This is a genomic window from Burkholderia sp. Bp8994 (genome assembly GCF_003853805.1).
Lineage (GTDB): Bacteria > Pseudomonadota > Gammaproteobacteria > Burkholderiales > Burkholderiaceae > Burkholderia.
In genome coordinates, this window is sequence record NZ_QTQH01000004.1 from 99,954 (window position 1) to 121,520 (window position 21,567).

The 21,567-nt window shown below is 68.9% G+C and carries 20 protein-coding genes; 16 read left to right on the forward strand and 4 right to left on the reverse strand.

Annotated elements, in window-relative coordinates; translation table 11 throughout:
* Nucleotides 1–37: 37 nt before the first annotated feature.
* Together DIE04_RS05385 and DIE04_RS05390 are read left to right on the forward strand one after the other, a co-directional pair.
* Nucleotides 38–811, forward strand: coding sequence for an SDR family NAD(P)-dependent oxidoreductase (locus DIE04_RS05385; RefSeq protein WP_124519987.1), 774 nt, complete (start codon nt 38–40; stop codon nt 809–811).
* A gap of 15 nt (nt 812–826) precedes the next feature.
* Nucleotides 827–1,885 carry an L-idonate 5-dehydrogenase gene (locus tag DIE04_RS05390; RefSeq protein WP_124519985.1) on the forward strand — a complete coding sequence of 353 codons (1,059 nt, stop codon included), beginning with the start codon at nt 827–829 and terminating at the stop codon, nt 1,883–1,885.
* A 95-nt stretch (nt 1,886–1,980) separates the two neighbouring features.
* On the opposite strand, the gene DIE04_RS05395 is transcribed toward DIE04_RS05390, so the two are convergent.
* Nucleotides 1,981–3,180, reverse strand: coding sequence for an MFS transporter (locus DIE04_RS05395; protein WP_124519983.1), 1,200 nt, complete (start codon nt 3,178–3,180; stop codon nt 1,981–1,983).
* Nucleotides 3,181–3,494: 314 nt separating this feature from the next.
* On the opposite strand from DIE04_RS05395, the gene cynR reads away from it, so the two are divergent.
* Nucleotides 3,495–4,385, forward strand: coding sequence for a transcriptional regulator CynR (cynR, locus tag DIE04_RS05400; protein ID WP_124519981.1), 891 nt, complete (start codon nt 3,495–3,497; stop codon nt 4,383–4,385).
* A 57-nt stretch (nt 4,386–4,442) separates the two neighbouring features.
* Here cynR and DIE04_RS05405 read toward each other — a convergent pair whose 3' ends face one another.
* Entirely contained in the window at nt 4,443–5,165 is a 723-nt protein-coding gene (locus tag DIE04_RS05405) for a FadR/GntR family transcriptional regulator (RefSeq protein WP_185500313.1), read from the reverse strand.
* A 203-nt stretch (nt 5,166–5,368) separates the two neighbouring features.
* On the opposite strand from DIE04_RS05405, the gene DIE04_RS05410 reads away from it, so the two are divergent.
* The 3 genes from DIE04_RS05410 to DIE04_RS05420 all read left to right on the forward strand — a co-directional run bounded on the left by DIE04_RS05410 (nt 5,369) and on the right by DIE04_RS05420 (nt 8,338).
* Nucleotides 5,369–6,688 carry a C4-dicarboxylate transporter DctA gene (locus DIE04_RS05410; RefSeq protein ID WP_124488262.1) on the forward strand — a complete coding sequence of 440 codons (1,320 nt, stop codon included), beginning with the start codon at nt 5,369–5,371 and terminating at the stop codon, nt 6,686–6,688.
* Between the two features lie 103 nt (nt 6,689–6,791).
* Nucleotides 6,792–7,799 (forward strand): allantoicase, encoded by a 1,008-nt coding sequence (gene alc / locus DIE04_RS05415; RefSeq protein WP_124488263.1) that lies wholly within the window; start codon nt 6,792–6,794, stop codon nt 7,797–7,799.
* Between the two features lie 14 nt (nt 7,800–7,813).
* A complete protein-coding gene (locus tag DIE04_RS05420; RefSeq protein WP_044844245.1) occupies nt 7,814–8,338 on the forward strand; it encodes an ureidoglycolate lyase in 525 nt (174 codons plus the stop codon).
* Nucleotides 8,339–8,548: 210 nt separating this feature from the next.
* Here the strand turns inward: DIE04_RS05420 and fur are convergent, their stop codons facing one another.
* Nucleotides 8,549–8,977, reverse strand: a complete 429-nt coding sequence (gene fur, locus DIE04_RS05425) for a ferric iron uptake transcriptional regulator (RefSeq protein ID WP_011350926.1) — start codon at nt 8,975–8,977, stop codon at nt 8,549–8,551.
* A 142-nt stretch (nt 8,978–9,119) separates the two neighbouring features.
* On the opposite strand from fur, the gene DIE04_RS05430 reads away from it, so the two are divergent.
* The 9 genes from DIE04_RS05430 to DIE04_RS05470 all read left to right on the forward strand — a co-directional run bounded on the left by DIE04_RS05430 (nt 9,120) and on the right by DIE04_RS05470 (nt 18,400).
* Nucleotides 9,120–9,926, forward strand: coding sequence for an outer membrane protein assembly factor BamE (locus DIE04_RS05430; protein WP_124488264.1), 807 nt, complete (start codon nt 9,120–9,122; stop codon nt 9,924–9,926).
* A gap of 65 nt (nt 9,927–9,991) precedes the next feature.
* Entirely contained in the window at nt 9,992–10,789 is a 798-nt protein-coding gene (gene dapB, locus DIE04_RS05435) for a 4-hydroxy-tetrahydrodipicolinate reductase (RefSeq protein WP_124488265.1), read from the forward strand.
* Between the two features lie 19 nt (nt 10,790–10,808).
* Entirely contained in the window at nt 10,809–11,477 is a 669-nt protein-coding gene (locus DIE04_RS05440) for a MotA/TolQ/ExbB proton channel family protein (protein ID WP_044844160.1), read from the forward strand.
* A gap of 22 nt (nt 11,478–11,499) precedes the next feature.
* Entirely contained in the window at nt 11,500–11,955 is a 456-nt protein-coding gene (locus DIE04_RS05445) for a biopolymer transporter ExbD (RefSeq protein ID WP_044844159.1), read from the forward strand.
* A gap of 294 nt (nt 11,956–12,249) precedes the next feature.
* Nucleotides 12,250–14,844 (forward strand): leucine--tRNA ligase, encoded by a 2,595-nt coding sequence (gene leuS / locus DIE04_RS05450; RefSeq protein ID WP_124519977.1) that lies wholly within the window; start codon nt 12,250–12,252, stop codon nt 14,842–14,844.
* 38 nt (nt 14,845–14,882) lie between these two features.
* A complete protein-coding gene (gene lptE, locus DIE04_RS05455; RefSeq protein ID WP_124519975.1) occupies nt 14,883–15,437 on the forward strand; it encodes an LPS assembly lipoprotein LptE in 555 nt (184 codons plus the stop codon).
* A gap of 18 nt (nt 15,438–15,455) precedes the next feature.
* Entirely contained in the window at nt 15,456–16,550 is a 1,095-nt protein-coding gene (gene holA, locus DIE04_RS05460; RefSeq protein ID WP_124488266.1) for a DNA polymerase III subunit delta, read from the forward strand.
* 138 nt (nt 16,551–16,688) lie between these two features.
* Nucleotides 16,689–17,960: a glutamate-5-semialdehyde dehydrogenase gene (locus DIE04_RS05465; protein ID WP_044844155.1), complete on the forward strand. Its 1,272-nt coding sequence runs from the start codon at nt 16,689–16,691 to the stop codon at nt 17,958–17,960.
* Between the two features lie 17 nt (nt 17,961–17,977).
* The gene (locus DIE04_RS05470) at nt 17,978–18,400 is read left to right on the forward strand and encodes a CopD family protein (RefSeq protein ID WP_124519973.1); all 423 of its coding nucleotides are present in this window, start codon (nt 17,978–17,980) and stop codon (nt 18,398–18,400) included.
* Nucleotides 18,401–18,551: 151 nt separating this feature from the next.
* Here DIE04_RS05470 and DIE04_RS05475 read toward each other — a convergent pair whose 3' ends face one another.
* Nucleotides 18,552–19,400 (reverse strand): MurR/RpiR family transcriptional regulator, encoded by an 849-nt coding sequence (locus tag DIE04_RS05475; protein WP_044844153.1) that lies wholly within the window; start codon nt 19,398–19,400, stop codon nt 18,552–18,554.
* A gap of 293 nt (nt 19,401–19,693) precedes the next feature.
* On the opposite strand from DIE04_RS05475, the gene edd reads away from it, so the two are divergent.
* Nucleotides 19,694–21,550 (forward strand): phosphogluconate dehydratase, encoded by a 1,857-nt coding sequence (edd, locus tag DIE04_RS05480; protein ID WP_124519971.1) that lies wholly within the window; start codon nt 19,694–19,696, stop codon nt 21,548–21,550.
* The last annotated feature ends 17 nt before the right edge of the window (nt 21,551–21,567 follow it).

Consider the following 21,567-nt stretch of genomic DNA (forward strand, 5'->3'; position numbering starts at 1 on the left):
CGACCGGCGGTGGGCTCGATGGCACGGGGAGAGATGGATGAACAACGCACTTGACCGGTTCCGCCTGGATGGCCGCCGCGCACTGATCACGGGTTCCGGACGCGGGATCGGCCTGACGCTCGCCCGCGGGCTCGCGGAGGCCGGTGCGGCGATTGTGATCAACGATCGCAATGAGGAGAAGGCCGCGACGCTCGCGCGCCATTTCCGCGAGGAAGGCTTCGCGGCCGACTACGCGGTGTTCGACGTCGCCGAGCACGCGCAGGTGCGCGCGGCGGTCGACGATTTCGAGGCGCGCGTCGGTGCGATCGACATCCTCGTGAACAACGCGGGCATCCAGCGCCGCGCGCCGCTCGACGCGTTCGACCCGGACGACTGGCACGCGCTGATGCGGGTGAACCTCGACGGCGTGTTCAACGTCGCGCAGGCGGTGGCGCGCCACATGATCGCGCGCGGCCGCGGCAAGATCATCAACATCTGCTCGGTGCAGAGCGAGCTCGCCCGGCCGACGATCGCGCCGTATGCTGCGACCAAGGGCGCGGTGCGGATGCTGACGAAAGGCATGTGCGCCGACTGGGCGCGCCACGGCATCCAGGCGAACGGCCTCGCGCCCGGCTATTTCGAGACCGAGCTGAATCGCGCGCTGGTCGACGACGCGGCGTTCTCCGACTGGCTGTGCAAGCGCACGCCGGCCGGCCGCTGGGGGCAGGTCGACGAGCTGTGCGGCGCGGCGATCTTCCTCGCGTCGGCCGCATCCGATTTCGTGAACGGCCAGACGCTGTTCGTCGACGGCGGGCTGACCAGCGCCGTCTAGAAAAGGAGGAACGTCATGCGTATGCGTTGCATGTGTCTCGTGATCCACGGGCCGAACGACCTGCGGCTCGAGGAGCAGGACGCGGGCGAGATCGGCCCGGGCCAGGTGCGCGTCGAGGTCGCGATGGGCGGCATCTGCGGCTCCGATCTCCATTACTTCCGGCACGGCGGCTTCGGCGCGATCCGGCTGCAGCAGCCGATGGTGCTCGGCCATGAAGTCGCCGGCACGGTGGCGGCGGTCGCGCCGGACGTGACGTCGGTGAAGGTCGGCGATCGCGTCGCGGTGAATCCGAGCCGCCCGTGCGGCGCATGCCGCTACTGCCTCGAAGGGCTGCCGAACCAGTGTCTCGACATGCGCTTCTACGGCAGCGCGATGCGCATGCCGCACGTGCAAGGCGCGTTTCGCAACGCGCTCGTGTGCGATGCCGCGCAGTGCGTGAAGGTGGCGGACCATGTGCCGCTGTCGCTCGCGGCGCTCGCCGAGCCGTTCGCGGTCGGGCTGCATGCGGTGTCGCGCGCGGGCCCGTTGATCGGGCGGCGCGTGCTCGTGTCGGGGTGCGGGCCGATCGGCGTGCTGGCGGTCGCGGCGGCGCGGGTGCACGGCGCGGCGGAGATCGTCGCGACCGACGTGGTCGATGCGCCGCTCGAGATCGCCCGCGCGCTCGGCGCCGACCGTACGATCAACGCGGCGGCCGATACCGGCTGGGTCGCGCGCTACGGTGCCGACAAGGGCACGTTCGACGTGATGATCGAGTGTTCGGGCAATGCGCGCGCGCTGCGCGACGGTCTCGACGTGATGCGGCCGCGCGGCGTCGTCGTGCAGCTCGGGCTCGGCGGCGACGTCAGCCTGCCGCAGAACGTCGTGGTCGCGAAGGAGCTGTCGATCTGCGGCTCGTTCCGCTTCCATGCGGAATTCGCGCTCGCGGTGCAGCTGATCAATGCCGAGCGCGTCGACCTGCGCCCGGCCGTGACGGGCGTGTTCCCGATGCGCGACGCGAACCGCGCGTTCGAGCTGGCCGGCGACCGGCAGCGCGCGATGAAGGTGCTGATCGATTTCGCGGACGCGGCGGCATGATCTCCTGCTGATGGCGCGCGACGGCGAACAAGGCAAGGAAGGCACGCCCACGATTGGCGGAGCGTGCCTTTTTCATCGGCTGGTGCGAAACCGGATCATTGCGTGACTTGACGCGCGCCGATGCGCTGCGACGCGAGCCACAGGGCGATCAGCACGCCCGCGAGCGCGGCGCCCGCGATGCACACGCCGCGCCAGCCGTCGATGCCGTACGCGACGCTCGCCGCGAACGATCCGAATGCGCCGCCGACGAAGTAGCTCGTCAGGTAGATGGTCGTCACGCGGCTGCGCGCGTGGCCCGCGAGTGCATAGATCACGCTCTGGTTCGAGATGTGCATGCCCTGCACGCCGACGTCGAGCAGCAGGATCCCCGCGATCAGCGCGACGAGCGAATGCGCGCCGGCCGCGATCAGCGCGAACGACGCGAGCACGGCCGCCGCGAACAGGCCGGTCGCCGCGTTGCCGTGGCCGCGATCGACGAGCCGGCCGGCCGACGTCGCCGCGAGCGCGCCCACCGCGCCGACGATCCCGAACAGGCCGATCTGCCCTTCGGAATAGCTGTACGGCGGCTGGCTCAACAGGAACGTGAGGCCGGTCCAGAGCAGGCTGAAGCACGCGAACACGAGCGCGCCGTAGGCCGAGCGCAGCGCGATCAGCGGCTGCGCGCGCACCAGCGCGACGAGCGAGCGCATCAGCGCCGCGTAGTCGAGCCGCGCGTGGCGGCGATCCTTCGGCAGCTTCACCGCGAGCACGCCGGTCAGCGCGAGGATCATCGCCGCGGCGATGCCGTACACCGCGCGCCAGCCGAACCCGTCGGCGATCGCGCCGGCCGCGACGCGCGCGAGCAGGATGCCGAGCAGCAGCCCGCTCATCACGGTGCCGACCGCGCGGCCGCGCGTGCGCGCGTCGGCGAGCGACGCGGCGAACGGCACGAGCAGCTGCGTCGAGCAGGTGACGAAGCCGAGCGCGATGTTCGCGACGACGAACATCGTGAAGTTCGTGCTGAACGCGACGGCGGCCAGCGCGATCACGTTGAGCACGAGCAGCCGCACGATCAGCGTGTGGCGGTTGACCGCGTCGCCGAGCGGGACGATCAGCAGCAGGCTCGCCGCATAGCCAAGCTGCGTCAGCGTGACGAGATAGCCGAGTTCGGCGGGCGGGCGGCCGAAGCTGTGTGCGATCGCGGCGAGCAGCGGCTGCGCGTAATAGATGTTGCCGATGACGATGCCGCACGCGCAGGCGAACAGCAGCGTCATCGCGCGGGTCAGGGGAGGATGGTTGTCTTGATGCGGTTCCATGGTCGCGAAAGAAACAGCGGTGCCGGCCGGCGGCGCGGGCCGTCGGCAACGCGGGGTTGCGGAAATCGGGGCCGGCGTCGACGGAACGGCGATGCGCGCGATGCGCGCCGGGCGGCGCGTGGCCGGTGCCCGGTCGAGGCGGCGGCACAACGTCGTGCCGCGGGCGGGGGAAGGCGGGCCCGGGCGGGCCGCTCCGGTGCGGCGGCCAGGCGGCGTGCTCGGGAGCGGATGTGCGTATGATGCGGGAACCGCACCATAGCGTCCAAGACTGGATCCTTATGGTATCCATTGGTTCTACCAATACCCGGGCCGCCATGCTACTCCGCCACATCCGCTATTTCCTGGCCGTCGCCGAGCAGCGCAGCTTCACGCGCGCGGCCGATGCGCTGCACGTGTCGCAGCCGACGCTGTCGCAGCAGGTCCGCCAGCTGGAGGACATGCTCGGCGTGCAGTTGTTCGACCGCTCGGGCCGCACGGTGCGGCTCACCGAATTCGGCGAGGTCTATGCGCGCCACGCGCGCGCGGCGCTGCACGAGCTCGACACCGGGCAGCGAGCGCTGCACGACGTTGCCGATCTCGGCAGCGGTTCGCTGCGGCTCGCGATGATGCCGACCTTCGCGGCCTACCTGAGCGGCTCGCTGATCGACGCGTTCCATGCGGATTTCCCGAACGTCGCGCTGACGATCGACGCGATGCCGCAGGAGCGCATCGAGGCGCAGCTTGCCGACGACCGGCTCGATGCGGGCTTCGCGTTCATGCCGCCGCGCGCGCCCGACATCGACGCGCTGCCGCTGTGGGACGAACCGCTCGCCCTGGTGACGGGCCGCGCGCACCGCCTCGCCCGCCACCGCCGCGCGCTGAGCCCGGCCGAACTCGCCGGCGAGCCGCTGGTGCTACTGAGCCGCGCGTTCGCGACGCGCGCGAGCATCGACCGGTATTTCATCGAGCAGGGTGTGCAGCCGAGGATCGCGATCGAGACGAATACGGTCAGCGCGGTGCTCGAACTCGTGCGCCGCGGGCGGCTCGCGACGGTGCTGCCCGACGCGATCGCGCGCGAGAGCGGCGACTTGTGCGCGCTGGAACTCGATCCGCCGCTGCCGTCGCGCACGGCCGCGCTGCTCACGCGCAAGAGCGCGTACCGTAGCGTCGCGGCGCGCGCGTTCATCGAGCGCGCGCTCGCGTATCGCGCTCCTTCGGGGGGATGACCGGTACGACCGGCGAACCGCTGCCGCGCCGGCCGCGACCGTAGGCCGGCGGCTGCGTCAGGTGCCCGGCGTCGGGAAGAAGATGCCCGCGCGCTGCGCGGCGTTCGCGATGTGCATCTCGATCGCGGTGCCGGCCGCGGCCGCATCGCGGGCGATCAGCGCGTCGACGATCGCGCGGTGCTCGTGCCACGTCGACAGCAGCAGCTCGCGCCGGTAGAACGGCATGCGCTGGCTTTCCTTCATGATGTCGGCGCTGCTGCGCAGCACCGACTCGATCGCCGCGTTGCCCGCGAGATGGATGATCCGCATGTGGAAGTCGAAGTCGAGCTGCGACGCTTCGTCGAGCGCGCTGTCGGTCAGCGCGACGTGCAGGTCGGCGAGGTTGTCCTCGAACCACGCGATGTCGTCGTCGGTGACGACGTGCGCGGCCATCCGCGCGGCGAACCCTTCGAGCGCATAGCGCATCTGGTACGTATCGGGCGGCGACGACTGCTCGGCGAATTGCCACGGATGCGCGGCCGACGCCTGCGCGCTTTCGACGTACACGCCCTTGCCGGCGCGGATGCGCAGCATCCCGAGCGCCTCGAGCGTCGACAGCGCCTCGCGCAGCGACGCGCGGCTGATCTCCAGCTCCTCGGAGAGCTGGCGCTGGGCCGGCAGCAGGCTGCCGACCGGATACACGCCTGCCTCGATCCGGTCGCGGATCGTCGCGATGGCGGCGTCGGTCACGGTGTGCGGAACGTTTTTCATGATGTGAACGATGGCCGGTCTGACCGGCATTGTAATCCGCACGCGCGCGGTGCACGACCGGCCTACGGGAAAGCCACGATCCGCCCCCCGCACGGTGCGGGGCACAGGGGCGGGAAATCCCTATTTTGTCCGTCCTTGACTCGACTATATCGGCTTCCTACTATCCACCATAACATCACTGGTCTTACCAGTATGAACAGACGAAACTGCAACCGTTGGATCGGGAGAGCGCCGTGTCGAAATTCCTCAATTCGCTGTTTGGCCGGGTAGTCGTCGCATTGATCCTGGGGGTCGCGCTCGGCGCGTTCTTCCCGCATTTCGCCGAGTCGCTACGGCCGCTCGGCGACGGCTTCCTGAAGCTCATCAAGATGGTCATCGGCCCGATCGTGTTCTGCGTCGTGGTCAGCGGGATGGCCAATGCGGGCGACCTGAAGAAGGTCGGCCGGGTCGGCCTGAAGGCGGTCGTCTACTTCGAGATCATGACGACGCTCGCGCTCGGCATCGGGCTCGTCCTCGCATGGGTCACGCGCCCGGGCGTCGGCATGAACATCGACCTGCGCTCGCTCGACGCGGCCTCGCTCTCGACGTACGCGAAGAACGCCGAAAGCCTGAAGGACACGGCCGGCTACCTGATGAAGATCATCCCCGAGACCGCGATCGACGCGTTCGCGAAGGGCGACATCCTGCAGATCCTCGTGTTCGCGGTGCTGTTCGGCTCGGCGCTGTCGCTGCTCGGCGACAAGGCGCAGCGCGTCAATTCGCTGATCGAGGAACTGTCGCACGTGTTCTTCCGCATCATCGGCTTCATCATCAAGCTCGCGCCGCTCGGCGTGCTCGGCGCGATCGCGTTCACGACCGGCAAGTACGGCGTCGCGTCGCTCAAGCAGCTCGGCTACCTCGTCGCGGTGTTCTACCTGAGCTGCTTCGTGTTCGTCACGGTCGTGCTCGGCGCGGTGATGCGTCTCGCGGGCTTCTCGGTGTTCAAGCTGATCCGCTACCTGCGCGAGGAACTGTCGATCGTGCTCGGCACGGCGTCGTCGGACGCGGTGCTGCCGCAGGTGATGAGCAAGCTCGAATACATGGGCATCAAGGATTCGACGGTCGGCCTCGTGATCCCGACCGGCTATTCGTTCAACCTCGACGGCTTCTCGATCTACCTGACGCTTGCGGTGCTGTTCATCGCGCAGGCCACCAACACGCCGCTGTCCACGCACGACCTGATCGTCGTGCTGCTCGTGTCGCTCGTCACGTCGAAGGGCGCGCACGGGATTCCCGGTTCGGCGATCGTGATCCTCGCGGCGACGCTGTCGGCGATTCCCGCGATTCCGGTGCTCGGCCTCGTGCTGATCCTGCCGGTCGACTGGTTCGTCGGCATTGCCCGCGCGCTGACCAACCTGATCGGCAACTGCGTCGCGACGGTGGTCGTCGCCGTGTGGGAGAACGACATCGACCGGGCCCGTGCGAAGCGCGTGCTGAACCGCGAACTGCGCTACGTGGCCGACGAAGCCGGCAGCGCCGCGCCGGTCGCCGGCGACCAGGCCCACGCGCTCTGAGCGCACCCGCGCGCGAAGCGGCCTCCCGGGCTGCTTCGCGCGAACGAATGTCCCGCGGCCGGCGCGTCGATGCGCCGGTCCTTGCCAAAATAATGGAGACGACATGGCAGCCCCCATCCTCGATCCGAACGCGCCGGCCTTCACGCGGCGCTACATGAACCTCGCCGACCCGCGCCTGGGCGCGCAGGCGCTCTTCGCCAGCGACGAATTCTTCGCGCCGAAGGAGCGCATGCTGAATCCCGAGCCGGCCGTCTTCATTCCCGGCAAGTACGACGACCACGGCAAGTGGATGGACGGTTGGGAAACGCGCCGCAAGCGCACCACCGGCCACGACTTCTGCGTGGTCCGGCTCGCGCGGCCGGGCGTGATCTACGGCGTCGATCTCGATACGAGCCACTTCACCGGCAACTTTCCGCCGGCCGCGTCGATCGAGGCCTGTGCGGTGGACGGCGACACGCCGCCGGACGACACCGAATGGCGCACGATCGTCCCCGCGACGACGCTGCAGGGCAATTCGCATCACTACGTGAGCGTCGACGATGCGCAGCCGGTCACGCACCTGCGCGTGAACCTGTATCCGGACGGCGGGCTCGCGCGGCTGCGCGTGTACGGCCAGCCGCAGCGCGACTGGCGCCACGTGCCGGCGGGCGAACTCGTCGATCTCGCGGCGATCGAGAACGGCGGCTACCTGGTGGCCGCGAACAACCAGCACTTCGGTCCGGCCTCGCAGATGCTGATGCCGGGGCGCGGCGCGAACATGGGCGACGGCTGGGAAACGCGGCGCCGCCGCGAGCCCGGCAACGACTGGGCGATCGTCGCGCTGGCGCGGCCGGGCATCATCCGGCGCGTCGAGGTCGATACGGCGTTCTTCAAGGGCAACTTCCCCGACCGCTGTTCGCTGCAGGCCGCGCACGTCGCCGGCGGCACCGACGATTCGCTCGTCACGCAGGCGATGTTCTGGGCCGAACTGCTCGGCGAGCAGAAGCTGCAGATGGACCACGTGCATACGTTCGACCAGCTCGCAACGCTCGGCCCCGTCACGCACGTGCGCTTCAACATCTTCCCGGATGGCGGCGTGTCGCGCCTGCGTCTGTGGGGCGAGCCGGCTTGAAGGAGGGCATCGGCATGAGCGGACCACATATCCTGCGCGTCGAGCGCCTGACCCGCGAGGCCTTCGCGCCGTTCGGCGACGTGATCGCGCTCGAAGGCGCGCGGCACTTCCCGATCAACGGCGGCACCACCGAGCGCTTCCACGATCTCGCGACGATCGACGTCTGCGCGGACGGCGGCCGGCCGCTCGTCAGCGTGTTTCGTGCGCAGCCGCGCGCGCTGCCGGTGGCGATCACGCTGATGGAGCGCCATCCGCACGGCAGCCAGGCGTTCATCCCGCTGGCGGCCGTGTCGCGCTATGCGATCGTCGTCGCGCCGGCCGGCGAGTTCCGGCCCGACGCGATGCGCGCGTTCCTCGCCGAAGGCTGGCAGGGCGTGAACTACGCGAAGGGCGTCTGGCACCATCCGCTGCTCGCGCTCGACGCGGTCAGCGACTTCGTGATCGTCGACCGTGGCGGCCCGCAGCCGAACTGCGACGAGATTCCGCTCGACGACGCGTGGGCGCTCGAGTTCGAGCCGGCGTGCGCGAGCACGGCCTGACGCGCGAAGGTAGGGTCAGGGGTTGAGCGGATTCGAGTGGATCGAGCGCCGCGCGCCGGCGACACGCGGCGCCTCGTCCCGCACAATCGACCGAAAACGTTCCCGACCCGGCCCGCACGCGACGTGCGGGCCGTTTTTCCATCCCGAAAACAACACGGCCCGGGCGGCGAGCTGCCGGCCGGGCCGTCGCGCGTGCGCGCAGGGTGCGGATCAGTGCTTGCGGTGCGGGCAGTTCTCGGTCGTGCAGGAGCCGTACATCGCGAGCGAGTGTTCCTGGAGCCGGAAGCCGCGTTCCTTGGCGATCGCTTGCTGGCGGCCTTCGATCTCGGCATCGAAGAATTCCTCGACGCGGCCGCAATCGAGGCAGACGAGGTGATCGTGGTGCGAACCTTCGTTGAGCTCGAACACGGCCTTGCCGGATTCGAAGTTGCTGCGCGTGAGCAGGCCGGCCTGCTCGAACTGCGTCAGCACGCGGTAAACGGTGGCGAGCCCGATGTCGAGCTGCTCGTTGAGCAGGTTGCGGTAGACATCTTCGGCCGTCAGGTGACGCACCGGGCTTTGCTGGAAGATCTCGAGAATCTTGAGGCGCGGTAGGGTGGCCTTTAGCCCGATATTCTTGAGATCCGTCGGATTGGTCATGGCTAGGCATCCCTAGAGTACAATGCAGGGCTTCAATGTTACCGGCTTTTCGCCGTTCCAGAAACACGCGCGACCCGCGACGCGGGCCAGCTCGGTGACGGAAATGTTCCCGGAATCCCTTTCGCACTATCAGAGGAGTCGCATGCGGAGTGCCATCATCGCTGCCGCCGCCGTTGCCGCGCTGGCTGGTTGTTCGTCGTACGACAGCGTGACGCAGCGCATCGCGCAGAGCATCACGCCCTATCGGATCACTGTCGTGCAGGGCAACTTCGTGTCGCAGGAGAAGGCCGCGCAGCTGCAGGCCGGGATGACGCGCGAGCAGGTGCGCGCGTTGCTCGGCACGCCGCTGCTGTCGGACATGTTCCATGCCGACCGCTGGGATTACCTCTTTTACTTCAAGCGCGGCTCGACGTCCGTCGTCCAGCAGCGCGACCTCGTGCTGACGTTCTCGGGCGATCGCCTCGCGAGCTGGACGGGCGCCGAGAACCTGCCGTCCGAACTCGACCTGCTGGCCGATATCGACGGCGACCGCGGCGGCAAGAAGGCGAAGGCCGCGGCCGCGGCGAAGAAGGCGTCCGAAGCCGCCGCTGCCGCGGCTGCGGCGAGCGCCGCGCAGGCGACCGCTGCCGCGAGCCCGTCCGTCGAGCCGGTTTCCGGCGCGGCGGTCGACCAGGATGCGAACGCCCAGGCGGCGCGCGCGGCGAACCGCGCGACCAACCAGGTGTCCGGGCAGGGCACGACCGCCCGCCGCTTCACGCCGTCCGCGCAGGCCTCGGGCGGCGCGCCGGTGCCGGGCGGCCAGCCGCCGGGCGCCGCGCCGGCGATCCAGCCGCAGTTCCAGTTCCATCGCCCGCCGCAGCCGAACGCGTCGAACGAGGCGTCGCCGCCGGTCGGCCCGCAAGGCTCGGACAACCTGCAGAACCAGCCGCTCACCGCGCCGGCCCAGTAAGCGGCCGGCGTGCGGAAACAGGGCGGCATGCGCCGCCCGCCTTTAGACCTGTCGTGTAGAAAGCCATGAAGATTGCGATTGCCGGTGCATCGGGCCGTATGGGCCGGATGCTGATCGAAGCCGTTCTCAACGATTCCGACGCGCAGCTCGTCGGCGCGCTCGACCGCGCCGATTCGCCGTTCCTCGGCCAGGACGCGGGCGCGTTTCTCGGCAAGGAAACCGGGATCAAGCTGACCGACGACCTCGACGCCGTGTTCGCGCAGGCCGACTATCTGATCGACTTCACGCGGCCGGAAGGCACGATCGCGCACGTCGCGGCCGCGCTGCGCCACGACGTGAAGCTCGTGATCGGCACGACCGGCTTCACCGCCGAGCAGAAGGCCGAGCTGCAGGCCGCGGCAGGCAAGATAGGCATCGTGTTCGCGGCGAACATGAGCGTCGGCGTGAACGTCACGCTGAAGCTGCTCGAATTCGCGGCGAAGCATTTCTCGCACGGCTACGACATCGAGATCATCGAGGCGCACCACCGTCACAAGGTCGACGCACCGTCGGGCACCGCGCTGATGATGGGCGAGGCCGTGGCCGGCGCACTCGGGCGCTCGCTCGACGACTGCGCGGTGTACGGCCGCCATGGCGTGACGGGCGAACGCGACCCGTCGACGATCGGCTTCGCGGCCGTGCGCGGCGGCGACATCGTCGGCGATCACACCGTGCTGTTCGCCGGGATCGGCGAACGGATCGAGATCACGCACAAGTCGTCGAGCCGCGTGTCCTACGCGCAGGGCGCGCTGCGTGCGGTCCGCTTCCTGTCGGCGCGCGGCGCCGGCCTGTTCGACATGCAGGACGTGCTCGGCCTGCGCTGACCCTCACGGGGAAACTCCGATGGCGATTCCCACCGGCGTTGTCCACTACCTCGAAAGCGGCGATGCGATCACGCACGCCGTCGCCTACGTGCTGCTGGCGATGTCCGTCGCCAGCTGGTGCTTCCTCCTCATGAAAGCCTGGCTGCTGGTCCGTGCGAAGCGGCAGGGGCCGCGCGCGCTCGCCGCGTTCTGGCGCGCGCCGTCGCTCGATGCGGGCATCGCCGCGCTCGCCGGCACCGATCGCGAGCGCGTGTTCGTGCCGCTCGCCGAAGCCGCGCGCGATGCGGCCGACGAACACGATCCGGCCGCGCTGGCCGCGCGTGTCGAGCGCAGCGAACGCGTGCTGCGCGCGCTGCGTCACGCGATGCTGCGCTCGCAGCGGCGTCTCGAGTTCGGCCAGGTGCTGCTCGCGTCGATCGGCAGCACCGCGCCGTTCGTCGGGCTGCTCGGCACCGTCTGGGGCATCTACCACGCGCTCGGCAGCATCGCCGCGAGCGGGCAGGCGCAGATCGAGAACGTCGCGGGGCCGGTCGGCGAGGCGCTGATCATGACCGCGTTCGGGCTCGTCGTCGCGATCCCCGCGGTGCTTGCCTACAACATCCTCGGGCGGCTCGTGCGGCAGCTCGCCGAGGAACTCGACGGCTTCGCGCGCGACCTGCACGTATTCGTGTGCGCGCAGGGCGCCTGACGCGCGGCCGGGAGGAACGACCATGGCATTCGGCGGGCTGGAGCACCACAAGACGTCCGCGCCGATGGCGGAGATCAACATGACGCCGCTGATCGACGTGATGCTCGTGCTGCTCGTCATCTTCATCATCACCGCGCCGCTGATGACGCACGCGATCCGGCTCGACCTGCCGAAGGTCGCGGCCGGCGTTGCGCGCGACACGCCGCAGTCGGTCACGCTGTCGATCGACGACGCCGGCAAGCTCTACTGGGACGACGCGCCCGTCGCACTCGACGCGCTGCCGGCGCGCTTCCGGGCCGCCGCCGCGGGCGCCGCGCCGCCCGAGCTGCGGCTGCGCGCCTCGCGCGCGACCCGCTACGACGTGATCGCGCAGGTGATGGGCGCCGCGCAGGCCGCCGGGCTCACGCGGATCGGCTTCGTCACCGACGTGCCGCCGGCGGGCGCCGCCGCGCCGGCCGCCGCGGGCGCGACCCGCTGACCGGCTGACGCACCGGGCGCTCGCGCCATCCGTGTCGTCCCGCAGGCAAGAATGCGGGCCGGCCGGCGAGACCGGCCGTACCGCCCGCCACGAACGGTATAATCGTCGTTTTCGCCCGGTTGGCAGGGTTTCGCCGGGTAACCTGGAGACCCTCCGGGTTATCCGGCGAATATCCGGATCATGAGGCAGGCACGAGAACCGTGAGCCTGCCCCCGCCGCCGGGCTGCCCGATTTCGTCCACTTCCGCGTGCCCGCCTCGTGGCGCGCCGCTTAAAGCCTAGTCCGAACCACACCATGCACGAGAGATACGTACCCGCCGACGTCGAAGCCGCCGCTCAGGGCGACTGGCGCGCAGCCGATGCCTACAAGACGAAGGAAGATTCGCAGAAGCCGAAGTTCTACTGCGTGTCGATGCTGCCGTACCCGTCCGGCAAGCTGCACATGGGTCACGTGCGCAACTACACGATCAACGACGTGATGTACCGCTATCTGCGGATGAACGGCTACAACACGCTGATGCCGATGGGCTGGGACGCGTTCGGGATGCCGGCCGAGAACGCCGCGATGGCGAACGGCGTGCCGCCCGCGAAGTGGACCTACGACAACATCGACTACATGAAGGGCCAGATGCAGTCGATGGGCCTCGCGATCGACTGGTCGCGCGAGATCGCGACGTGCAAGCCCGACTACTACAAGTGGAACCAGTGGCTGTTCCTGAAGATGCTCGAGAAGGGCATCGCGTACAAGAAGACGGGCACCGTGAACTGGGATCCGGTCGACCAGACCGTGCTCGCGAACGAGCAGGTGATCGACGGCCGCGGCTGGCGTTCGGGCGCGCTCGTCGAGAAGCGCGAGATCCCGATGTACTACCTGCGGATCACGCAGTACGCGGATGAACTGCTGAACGACCTCGACGGCCTCGGCTGGCCCGAGCGCGTGAAGATCATGCAGCAGAACTGGATCGGCAAGAGCTTCGGCGTGAACTTCGGCTTCCCGTACGAACTCGACGGCGAGCAGAAGCTGCTGCGCGTGTTCACGACGCGTGCCGACACGATCATGGGCGTCACGTTCTGCGCGATCGCGGCCGAGCACCCGCTCGCCACGCGCCTCGCGCAGGGCAAGCCGGAACTGCAGGCGTTCATCGACGAATGCAAGCGCGGCGGCGTCGCCGAGGCCGATGTCGCGACGATGGAGAAGAAGGGCGTCGCGACCGGCTTCTCGGTCCAGCACCCGCTGACGGGCGAGCCGGTCGAGGTGTGGATCGGCAACTACGTGCTGATGAGCTATGGCGAAGGCGCGGTGATGGGCGTGCCGGCGCACGACGAGCGCGATTTCGCATTCGCGAAGAAATACGACCTGCCGATCAAGCAGGTGATCGCGGCCGAAGGCCGGACGTACTCGCTCGACGCATGGCAGGAGTGGTACGGCGACAAGGAAGTCGCGACCTGCATCAACAGCGGCAAGTACGACGGCCTCGCGTACGGCGCGGCGGTCGACGCGATCGCGGCCGACCTGAAGGCCGGCGGCTTCGGCGACAAGCAGGTCACGTGGCGCCTGCGCGACTGGGGCGTGTCGCGCCAGCGCTACTGGGGCACGCCGATCCCGATCATCCACTGCCCGTCGTGCGGCGACGTGCCGGTGCCGGAGCAGGATCTGCCGGTCGTGCTGCCGGAAGACCTCGTGCCGGACGGCTCGGGCAACCCGCTCGCGAAGTCGGAAGCGTTCCTGAACTGTTCGTGCCCGAAGTGCGGCGCGGCCGCGAAGCGTGAAACCGACACGATGGACACCTTCGTCGATTCGTCGTGGTACTTCTCGCGCTACACGGCGCCGGACGCCGAGACGATGGTCGACGCGCGCACCGATTACTGGATGCCGATGGATCAATACATCGGCGGCATCGAGCACGCGATCCTGCACCTGCTGTATTCGCGCTTCTGGACCAAGGTGATGCGCGACCTCGGCCTCGTGAAGTTCGGCGAGCCGGCGAAGAACCTGCTGACGCAGGGCATGGTGCTGAACGAGACGTTCTACCGCGAAGACGCATCGGGCAAGAAGACCTGGTACAACCCGGCCGACGTGACCGTCGCGTTCGACGAGAAGGGCCGCCCGGTCGGCGCGACGCTGAACGCCGACGGCCAGCCGGTCGTGCTCGGCGGCATCGAGAAGATGTCGAAGTCGAAGAACAACGGCGTCGATCCTCAGGTGCTGATCGACCAGTACGGCGCCGATACCGCGCGCCTGTTCACGATGTTCGCCGCACCGCCCGAGCAGCAGCTCGAATGGTCGGGCGCGGGCGTCGAAGGCGCGAGCCGCTTCCTGCGCCGCGTGTGGAGCTTCGGCGCGACGAACCGCGAAGCGCTCGCCGCGCGCGCGGGCTTCGACGCGGCCGCGCTCGGCGATGCCGACAAGGCGCTGCGCCGCGAGATCTACAGCGTGCTGAAGCAGGCCGATTTCGACTACCAGCGCCTGCAGTACAACACGGTCGTGTCGGCCGCGATGAAGATGCTGAACGCGATCGACGGCGCGAAGGGCGCGACGCCCGGCGTGCTGCGCGAGACGTACGGCGTGCTGCTGCGCGTGCTGTACCCGGTCGTGCCGCACGTCACGTTCGAACTGTGGAAGGCGCTCGGCTACGCGGACGAATTCGGCCCGCTGCTCGACGCCCCGTGGCCGAAGGTCGACGAGGCCGCGCTCGAGCAGGCCGAGATCGAACTCGTGCTGCAGGTGAACGGCAAGGTGCGCGGCGCGCTGAAGGTCGCGAAGGACGCGAGCCGCGAGGCGATCGAAGCGGCGGCGGTGGCCGACGAAGCATTCGCGAAGTTCAGCGACGGCAAGCCGGCGAAGAAGATCGTCGTCGTGCCGGGCCGCCTCGTGAACATCGTCGTCTGACGGCCGTTGGCCGCCGGGCGCACACAGAAGGAGCGAAGGTGATCCGCAGATCGTTTTTGATGCTCGCCGTCGGCAGCGCGCTCGCGCTGTCGGCATGCGGTTTCCAGTTGCGCGGCCAGCAGGACTACGCGTTCAAGCGCCTGCTGGTGGCCGGCGCGCCGGCGCCCGTCGAGGCGCGCCTGGTGCGCCTCGTCGAGGCCGGCAGCGACACGAAGATCGTCAAGTCGGCGGACGACGCCGATGCCGTGCTGCGCATGTGGGAGTCGCGTGGGCAGAACACGCTGACGCTCAACAAGTACGGCTCGGCGCAGGAATACGCGCTGTTCTATACGCTGAACTACACGCTGACGAGCAAGGACGGCACCGTGCTGATCCCGCCGAGCGCGATCGCGCTGAACCGCGCGATGACGTACAGCGACCAGTACACGAACGCGAAGGCGCAGGAAGCCGAGATCCTGTACGGCGACATGGAGAACGACGCGGTCGACCAACTGATGCGGCGTCTCGCGATCGTCCACACGCTGACGCCGGCGCCGGAAGACGTGGTGCCGGGCGTTGCACCGGGCGCACCGCTGCCGCCGCCGCCGCTCTGATCGCCGGCGCACGTATCGATGCAATTGCGACTTGATGCGCTGGAGCCGCACCTCGCGAAGGGGATGGCCGGGCTCTACACCGTCTACGGCGACGAGCCGCTGCTCGCGCAGGAAGCGTGCGACCGCATTCGTGCGGCCGCGCGCGCGGCCGGCTTCACCGAGCGTTCGGTGCACACGGTCGAGCGCGGTTTCGACTGGAGCGTGCTGCTCGGCGCGACCCAGGCGATGTCGCTGTTCGGCGAGCGTCAGCTGATCGAGCTGCGCATTCCGTCGGGCAAGCCCGGCAAGGAAGGCGCCGACGCGCTGAAGACGCTCGCGGCCGCACCGAACCCCGATGCGCTGATGCTCGTCACGTTGCCGCGCCTCGACGCGGCAACGCAGAAATCCGCGTGGTTTACCGCGCTGCAGAACGGCGGCGTCGCGCTGAAGATCGATCCGGTCGACCGCGCGCAGCTGCCGAACTGGATCGGCCAGCGTCTGTCGATGCAGGGCCAGCGCGTCGCGCCCGGCGACGACGGCCGGCGCGCGCTGCAGTTCATCGCGGAGCGTGTCGAGGGCAACCTGCTCGCCGCGCACCAGGAAATCCAGAAGCTCGGGCTGCTCTATCCGCAGGGCGTGCTGACGTTCGAGCAGGTGCACGACGCGGTGTTGAACGTCGCGCGCTACGACGTGTTCAAGCTGAACGAGGCGATGCTCGCGGGCGACGCCGCGCGGCTCGCGCGGATGATCGACGGGCTGAAGGGCGAGGGCGAGGCGATCGTGCTCGTGATGTGGGCCGTCGTCGAGGAACTGCGCACACTGCTGCGGATCAAGCGCGGCACGACGGCCGGCAAGCCGCTGGCCACGCTGCTGCGCGAGAACCGCGTGTGGGGGCCGCGCGAGCGGCTGATCGGCCCCGCGTTGAACCGCGTGTCGGAAGGCGTGCTCGAGAAGGCGCTCGCGTTCGCCGCGAAGCTCGACCGGCAGGTGAAGGGGCTGTCGGCCGTCACGCCGGGCCGCCGCACGCAGGACGAGCCGCCGCCCGATCCGTGGGACGGCCTGTTCCAGCTCGCGATGACGGTGGCGGGCGCGCGCGGCGAACGACCGCCGACCGCGGGTCGCGTGCGGCGTTAAGCCCCGTCCGGGCCTTCAGCGCACGCATCGCAACCCGCTTACAATATTTCGATAGCCGGCGCGGCCTTCCTGCCGCCGCGCCTCACGCTTCTCCACGAATTCATGCCGCGCCAAGCGGCTCGCTTCTCGAGTCACACGATGGATATCGACCAGTACATGACGGACCTGGGCCGCCGTGCCCGGCACGCTTCCCGCGCGATGGCGCGCGCCAGCACGGCGGCGAAGAACGCGGCGCTCGACGCCGTGGCCCGCGCGATCGAGCGCGACGCGCAGGCGCTGAAGGACGCGAATGCGCGCGACGTCGCCCGTGCCCGCGAAAAGGGGCTCGATGCGGCGTTCATCGACCGCCTGACGCTGTCGGACAAGGCGCTGAACACGATGGTCGAGGGCCTGCGCCAGGTCGCGTCGCTGGCCGATCCGATCGGCGAGATCGGCAATCTCAAGTATCGCCCGAGCGGAATCCAGGTCGGCCAGATGCGCGTGCCGCTCGGCGTGATCGGCATCATCTACGAGTCGCGTCCGAACGTGACGATCGACGCGGCCGCGCTGTGCCTGAAGTCGGGCAACGCGACGATCCTGCGCGGCGGCTCCGAGGCGCTCGAATCGAACGCGGCGCTCGCGAAGCTGATCGGCGAAGGGCTCGAGGCGGCCGGCCTGCCGCAGGACGCGGTGCAGGTCGTCGCGACCGCCGATCGCGCGGCGGTCGGCAAGCTGATCACGATGACCGAATACGTCGACGTGATCGTGCCGCGCGGCGGCAAGAGCCTGATCGAGCGCCTGATCAACGAGGCGCGCGTGCCGATGATCAAGCACCTCGACGGCATCTGCCACGTGTACGTCGACGATCGTGCCGATCTCGCCAAGGCACTGACGGTGTGCGACAACGCGAAGACGCACCGCTACGGCACCTGCAACACGATGGAAACGCTGCTCGTGTCGGGCGGCATCGCAGCCGCGCTGCTGCCGCCCCTCGGCAAGCTGTATCGCGACAAGCAGGTCGAGCTGCGCGTCGATGCAGCCGCGCGCGCGGTGCTCGCCGAGGCGGGCGTCGGTCCGCTCGTCGACGCGACCGACGAAGACTGGCACACCGAATATCTCGCGCCGGTGCTGGCGATCAAGGTCGTCGACGGCCTCGACGCCGCGATCGAGCACATCAACCATTACGGCTCGCACCACACCGATGCGATCGTCACCGAGGATCACGACCGCGCAATGCGCTTCCTGCGCGAAGTCGATTCGGCGAGCGTGATGGTCAATGCGTCGACGCGCTTCGCGGACGGCTTCGAATTCGGCCTCGGTGCGGAAATCGGCATCTCGAACGACAAGCTGCACGCACGCGGCCCCGTCGGCCTGGAAGGGCTCACGTCGCTGAAGTACGTCGTGCTCGGGCACGGCGAAGGCCGCCAGTAAAGCGAGGCGCACAACCGATGGCAATGCTCTGGGTCAAGACGTTCCATATCGTTCTGATCGCCGCGTGGTTCGCGGGACTGTTCTACCTGCCGCGCATCTACGTGAACCTGGCCATGGAGACCGATCCGGCCGCGGTGCGGCGCCTGCTGCTGATGGCGCGCAAGCTGTTCCGCTTCATGACGATGATCGCCGTGCCGGCGCTCGCATGCGGGCTGTGGCTGTGGCTCGTGATCGGCATCGGCCAGGGGCAGGGCTGGATCCATGCGAAGGTGACGGTGGTGCTGCTGCTCGTCATCTACCACGCGTATTGCGGGCACCTGCTGAAGATGTTCGAGCGCGGCGAGAACCGTCGCACCGACAAGTGGTATCGCGTGTTCAACGAACTGCCGGTGCTCGGCATGCTCGTGGCGGTCGCGCTGGTCGTGATCAAGCCGTTTTGAGCTGAGCGGCCGGTTGGCCGCACCGACTCAAGCGCAACGGCGCCCCGCGGGGCGCCGTTCTTCGTTTACGTGCGTGCCGGGTAGCGGCTGATGCGCCGGACCGTGCGTCGGTTCTGCATCGCTCATGCGCCGGCGGGGCGCCGTGCGTGGGTCAATCCTTCGTGCCGTCGTCGATCCGGCGGCGCGTAATCGCTTCCTTCGCGCGGCCGACGCGCTCCATCAATGCGGGCCCGCGCGACAGCGCGACGCCGACCGCGAGGATATCCCCGATCGCGAGATGCGACATGCGCGACGTCATCGGCGAGAACACGTCGGTTTCCTCCGCGACGTTCGACGCGAGGCTCACCGTCGCGAGCTTCGCGAGCGGCGAATGGCTCTGCGTGATCGCGACGACCTTCGCGCCGCACGCGAGCGCGGAGCGCGCGGCCTCGACGATGTCGCGCGTGCGGCCGGTGTTCGAGATCGCGACGACGACGTCGTGCGGCCCGAGCAGCGCCGACGACATCGAGAACGTGTGCGGGTCCGAATACGCGACGCTCGGCACGCCGAGCCGGAAGAACTTGTGCTGGATGTCCTGCGCGGCGATGCCGGAGCCGCCGGCGCCGTAGAACTCGATGCGCGACGCGTTCGACAGCAGCGCGATCGCGTCGGCGACGCTGCCGGCCGACAGGCTGTTGCGCACCTCGATCAGCGCGCCGATCGTGCGGTCGAACACCTTGCCGATGATGCCGGGCGCGGGCTCGTCGGGCTCGACGTCGCGATACACGGACGACACGCCCGGCGCGACGCTCTGCGCGAGCCGGATCTTGAATTCGCGAAAGCCGCTGCAGCCGAGCGCCTGGCAGAAGCGCGCGATGGTCGGCTGGCTGACGCCCGCGCGGGTCGACAGCTCGGTCATCGCGAGGTCGAGCACCTCGCGCGGCGCGGCGAGGATGTAGTCGGCGAGCTTGCGCTCGGACGGGCGCAGGTCGGCGCGGATCGCTTCAATGCGAGGCAGCATGGGACGGCGGATGGAAATCGGGTTCGGATGAGCGAGTGTATCGCAATCGAATTGTAGAAAATCTACATGAAAATGCTAGCTCTATCGTCGGCAATTTCTGCAGTGGACGATGCCGTGGATTAGGGTTTTCACTAGGAAAGCCTTGCTGGTGGCGGGGATGTGAGTTGCGCGTATGCTGATCCGCATTGCGCGCTTGTAGTTTTTCTACTAGACTGACTTCGTTCGTTCGATGCACTCGACCGTCCCCACGATTCCAACCGCCGGTGTCCGTCCGGCATACAGGAGCGCCCAGCATGACGTCGCTGCACCCCACCCTGGCGAAAGTCACCGATCGCGTGATCGCCCGCAGCCAATCGACCCGTTCCGCCTATCTGCAGCGCATCGACGGCGCGCAAGGCAAGTTCCCGGCGCGCGGCGCGCTGTCGTGCGCGAACCTCGCGCACGGCTTCGCGGGTCTCGAAGGCAGCGACAAGTTCCAGATCAAGGCGATCCGCGAGCCGAACATCGGCATCGTGTCCTCGTACAACGAGATGCTGTCCGCGCACGCGCCGTACAAGGATTTCCCCGACATCATCAAGGCCGCCGCGCGCGAGAACGGCGGCGTCGCGCAGTTCGCGGGCGGCGTGCCGGCGATGTGCGACGGCGTCACGCAGGGCAACCCGGGCATGGAGCTGTCGCTGTTCTCGCGCGAGGCGATCGCGATGGGCACCGCGATCGCGCTCACCCACAACATGTTCGACGCGGCGCTCTGCCTCGGCATCTGCGACAAGATCGTGCCGGGCCTCCTGATCGGCGCGCTGCAGTTCGGCCATCTGCCGACCATCTTCGTGCCGGCCGGCCCGATGACGAGTGGCCTGTCGAACGACGACAAGGCGAAGATCCGCCAGCAGTTCGCGACCGGCCAGGTCGGCCGCGACGCGCTGCTCGAAGCGGAATCGGCGGCATATCACGGCCACGGCACCTGCACGTTCTACGGCACCGCGAACAGCAACCAGATGCTGATGGAGCTGATGGGCCTGCACCTGCCGGGTTCGGCGTTCGTCCATCCGCACACGCCGCTGCGCGACGCGCTGACCGCCGAAGCCGCGCGCCGCGTGCTCGACCTGACGGTCGAGCGCGGCCACTACACGCCGATCGGCCACGTGATCGACGAGAAGGCGATCGTCAACGGGATCGTCGCGTTGCTCGCGACGGGCGGCTCGACCAACCACACGCTGCACCTCGTCGCGATCGCGCGCGCGGCCGGCATCCTGATCGACTGGAACGATTTCGACGAGCTGTCGGCGGTCGTGCCGCTGCTCGCGAAGATCTACCCGAACGGCAAGGCCGACGTGAACCACTTCCACGCGGCGGGCGGCGTCGCGTTCCTGGTGCGCAACCTGCTCGAGGGCGGGCTGCTGCACGAAGACGTGACGACCGTGGCGGGCAAGGGCCTGTCGCACTACACGAAGGAGCCGAAGCTGATCGACGGCAAGCTGACGTGGGTCGACGGCACGGCCGAGAGCCACGACACGAAGGTGCTGCGCGGCATTCGCGACCCGTTCCAGCCGGACGGCGGCCTGCGCCTGATGCAGGGCCGGCTCGGCCGCGGCGTGATCAAGATCTCGGCGGTCGCGCCCGAGCACCGCAAGGTGACGGCGCCCGCGATCGTGTTCGATTCGCAGGAAGCCGTGCAGGAGGCCTTCGATCGCGGCGAGCTGAAGCGCGATTTCGTCGCGGTCGTGCGCTTCCAGGGCGCGCGTGCGAACGGGATGCCCGAGCTGCACCGTTTGACGCCGCTGCTCGGCGTGCTGCAGGATCAGGGCTTCCACGTCGCGCTCGTCACCGACGGCCGCATGTCGGGTGCGTCGGGCAAGGTGCCGGCCGTGATCCACGTGTCGCCGGAAGCGCTGCTGGCCGGCCCGCTCGGCAAGGTGAAGACGGGCGACACGCTCGTGATCGACGCGGAAGCCGGCATCCTCGACATCGAGGTCGACGACGCCGAGTGGCAGGCGCGCCCGGTCGCGCAGCCGCTGCACCAGGCCGACAACGAAACGGGTTTCGGGCGCGAACTGTTCGGCGTGTTCCGCGCGGCGGCCGCGCCGGCCGAGCAGGGCGCATCGGTTTTCGGGACGCTGGTCGGCGAAACGGCCGTCAGCGTCGCTGCATGAATTTCAAGGAGTGTTCC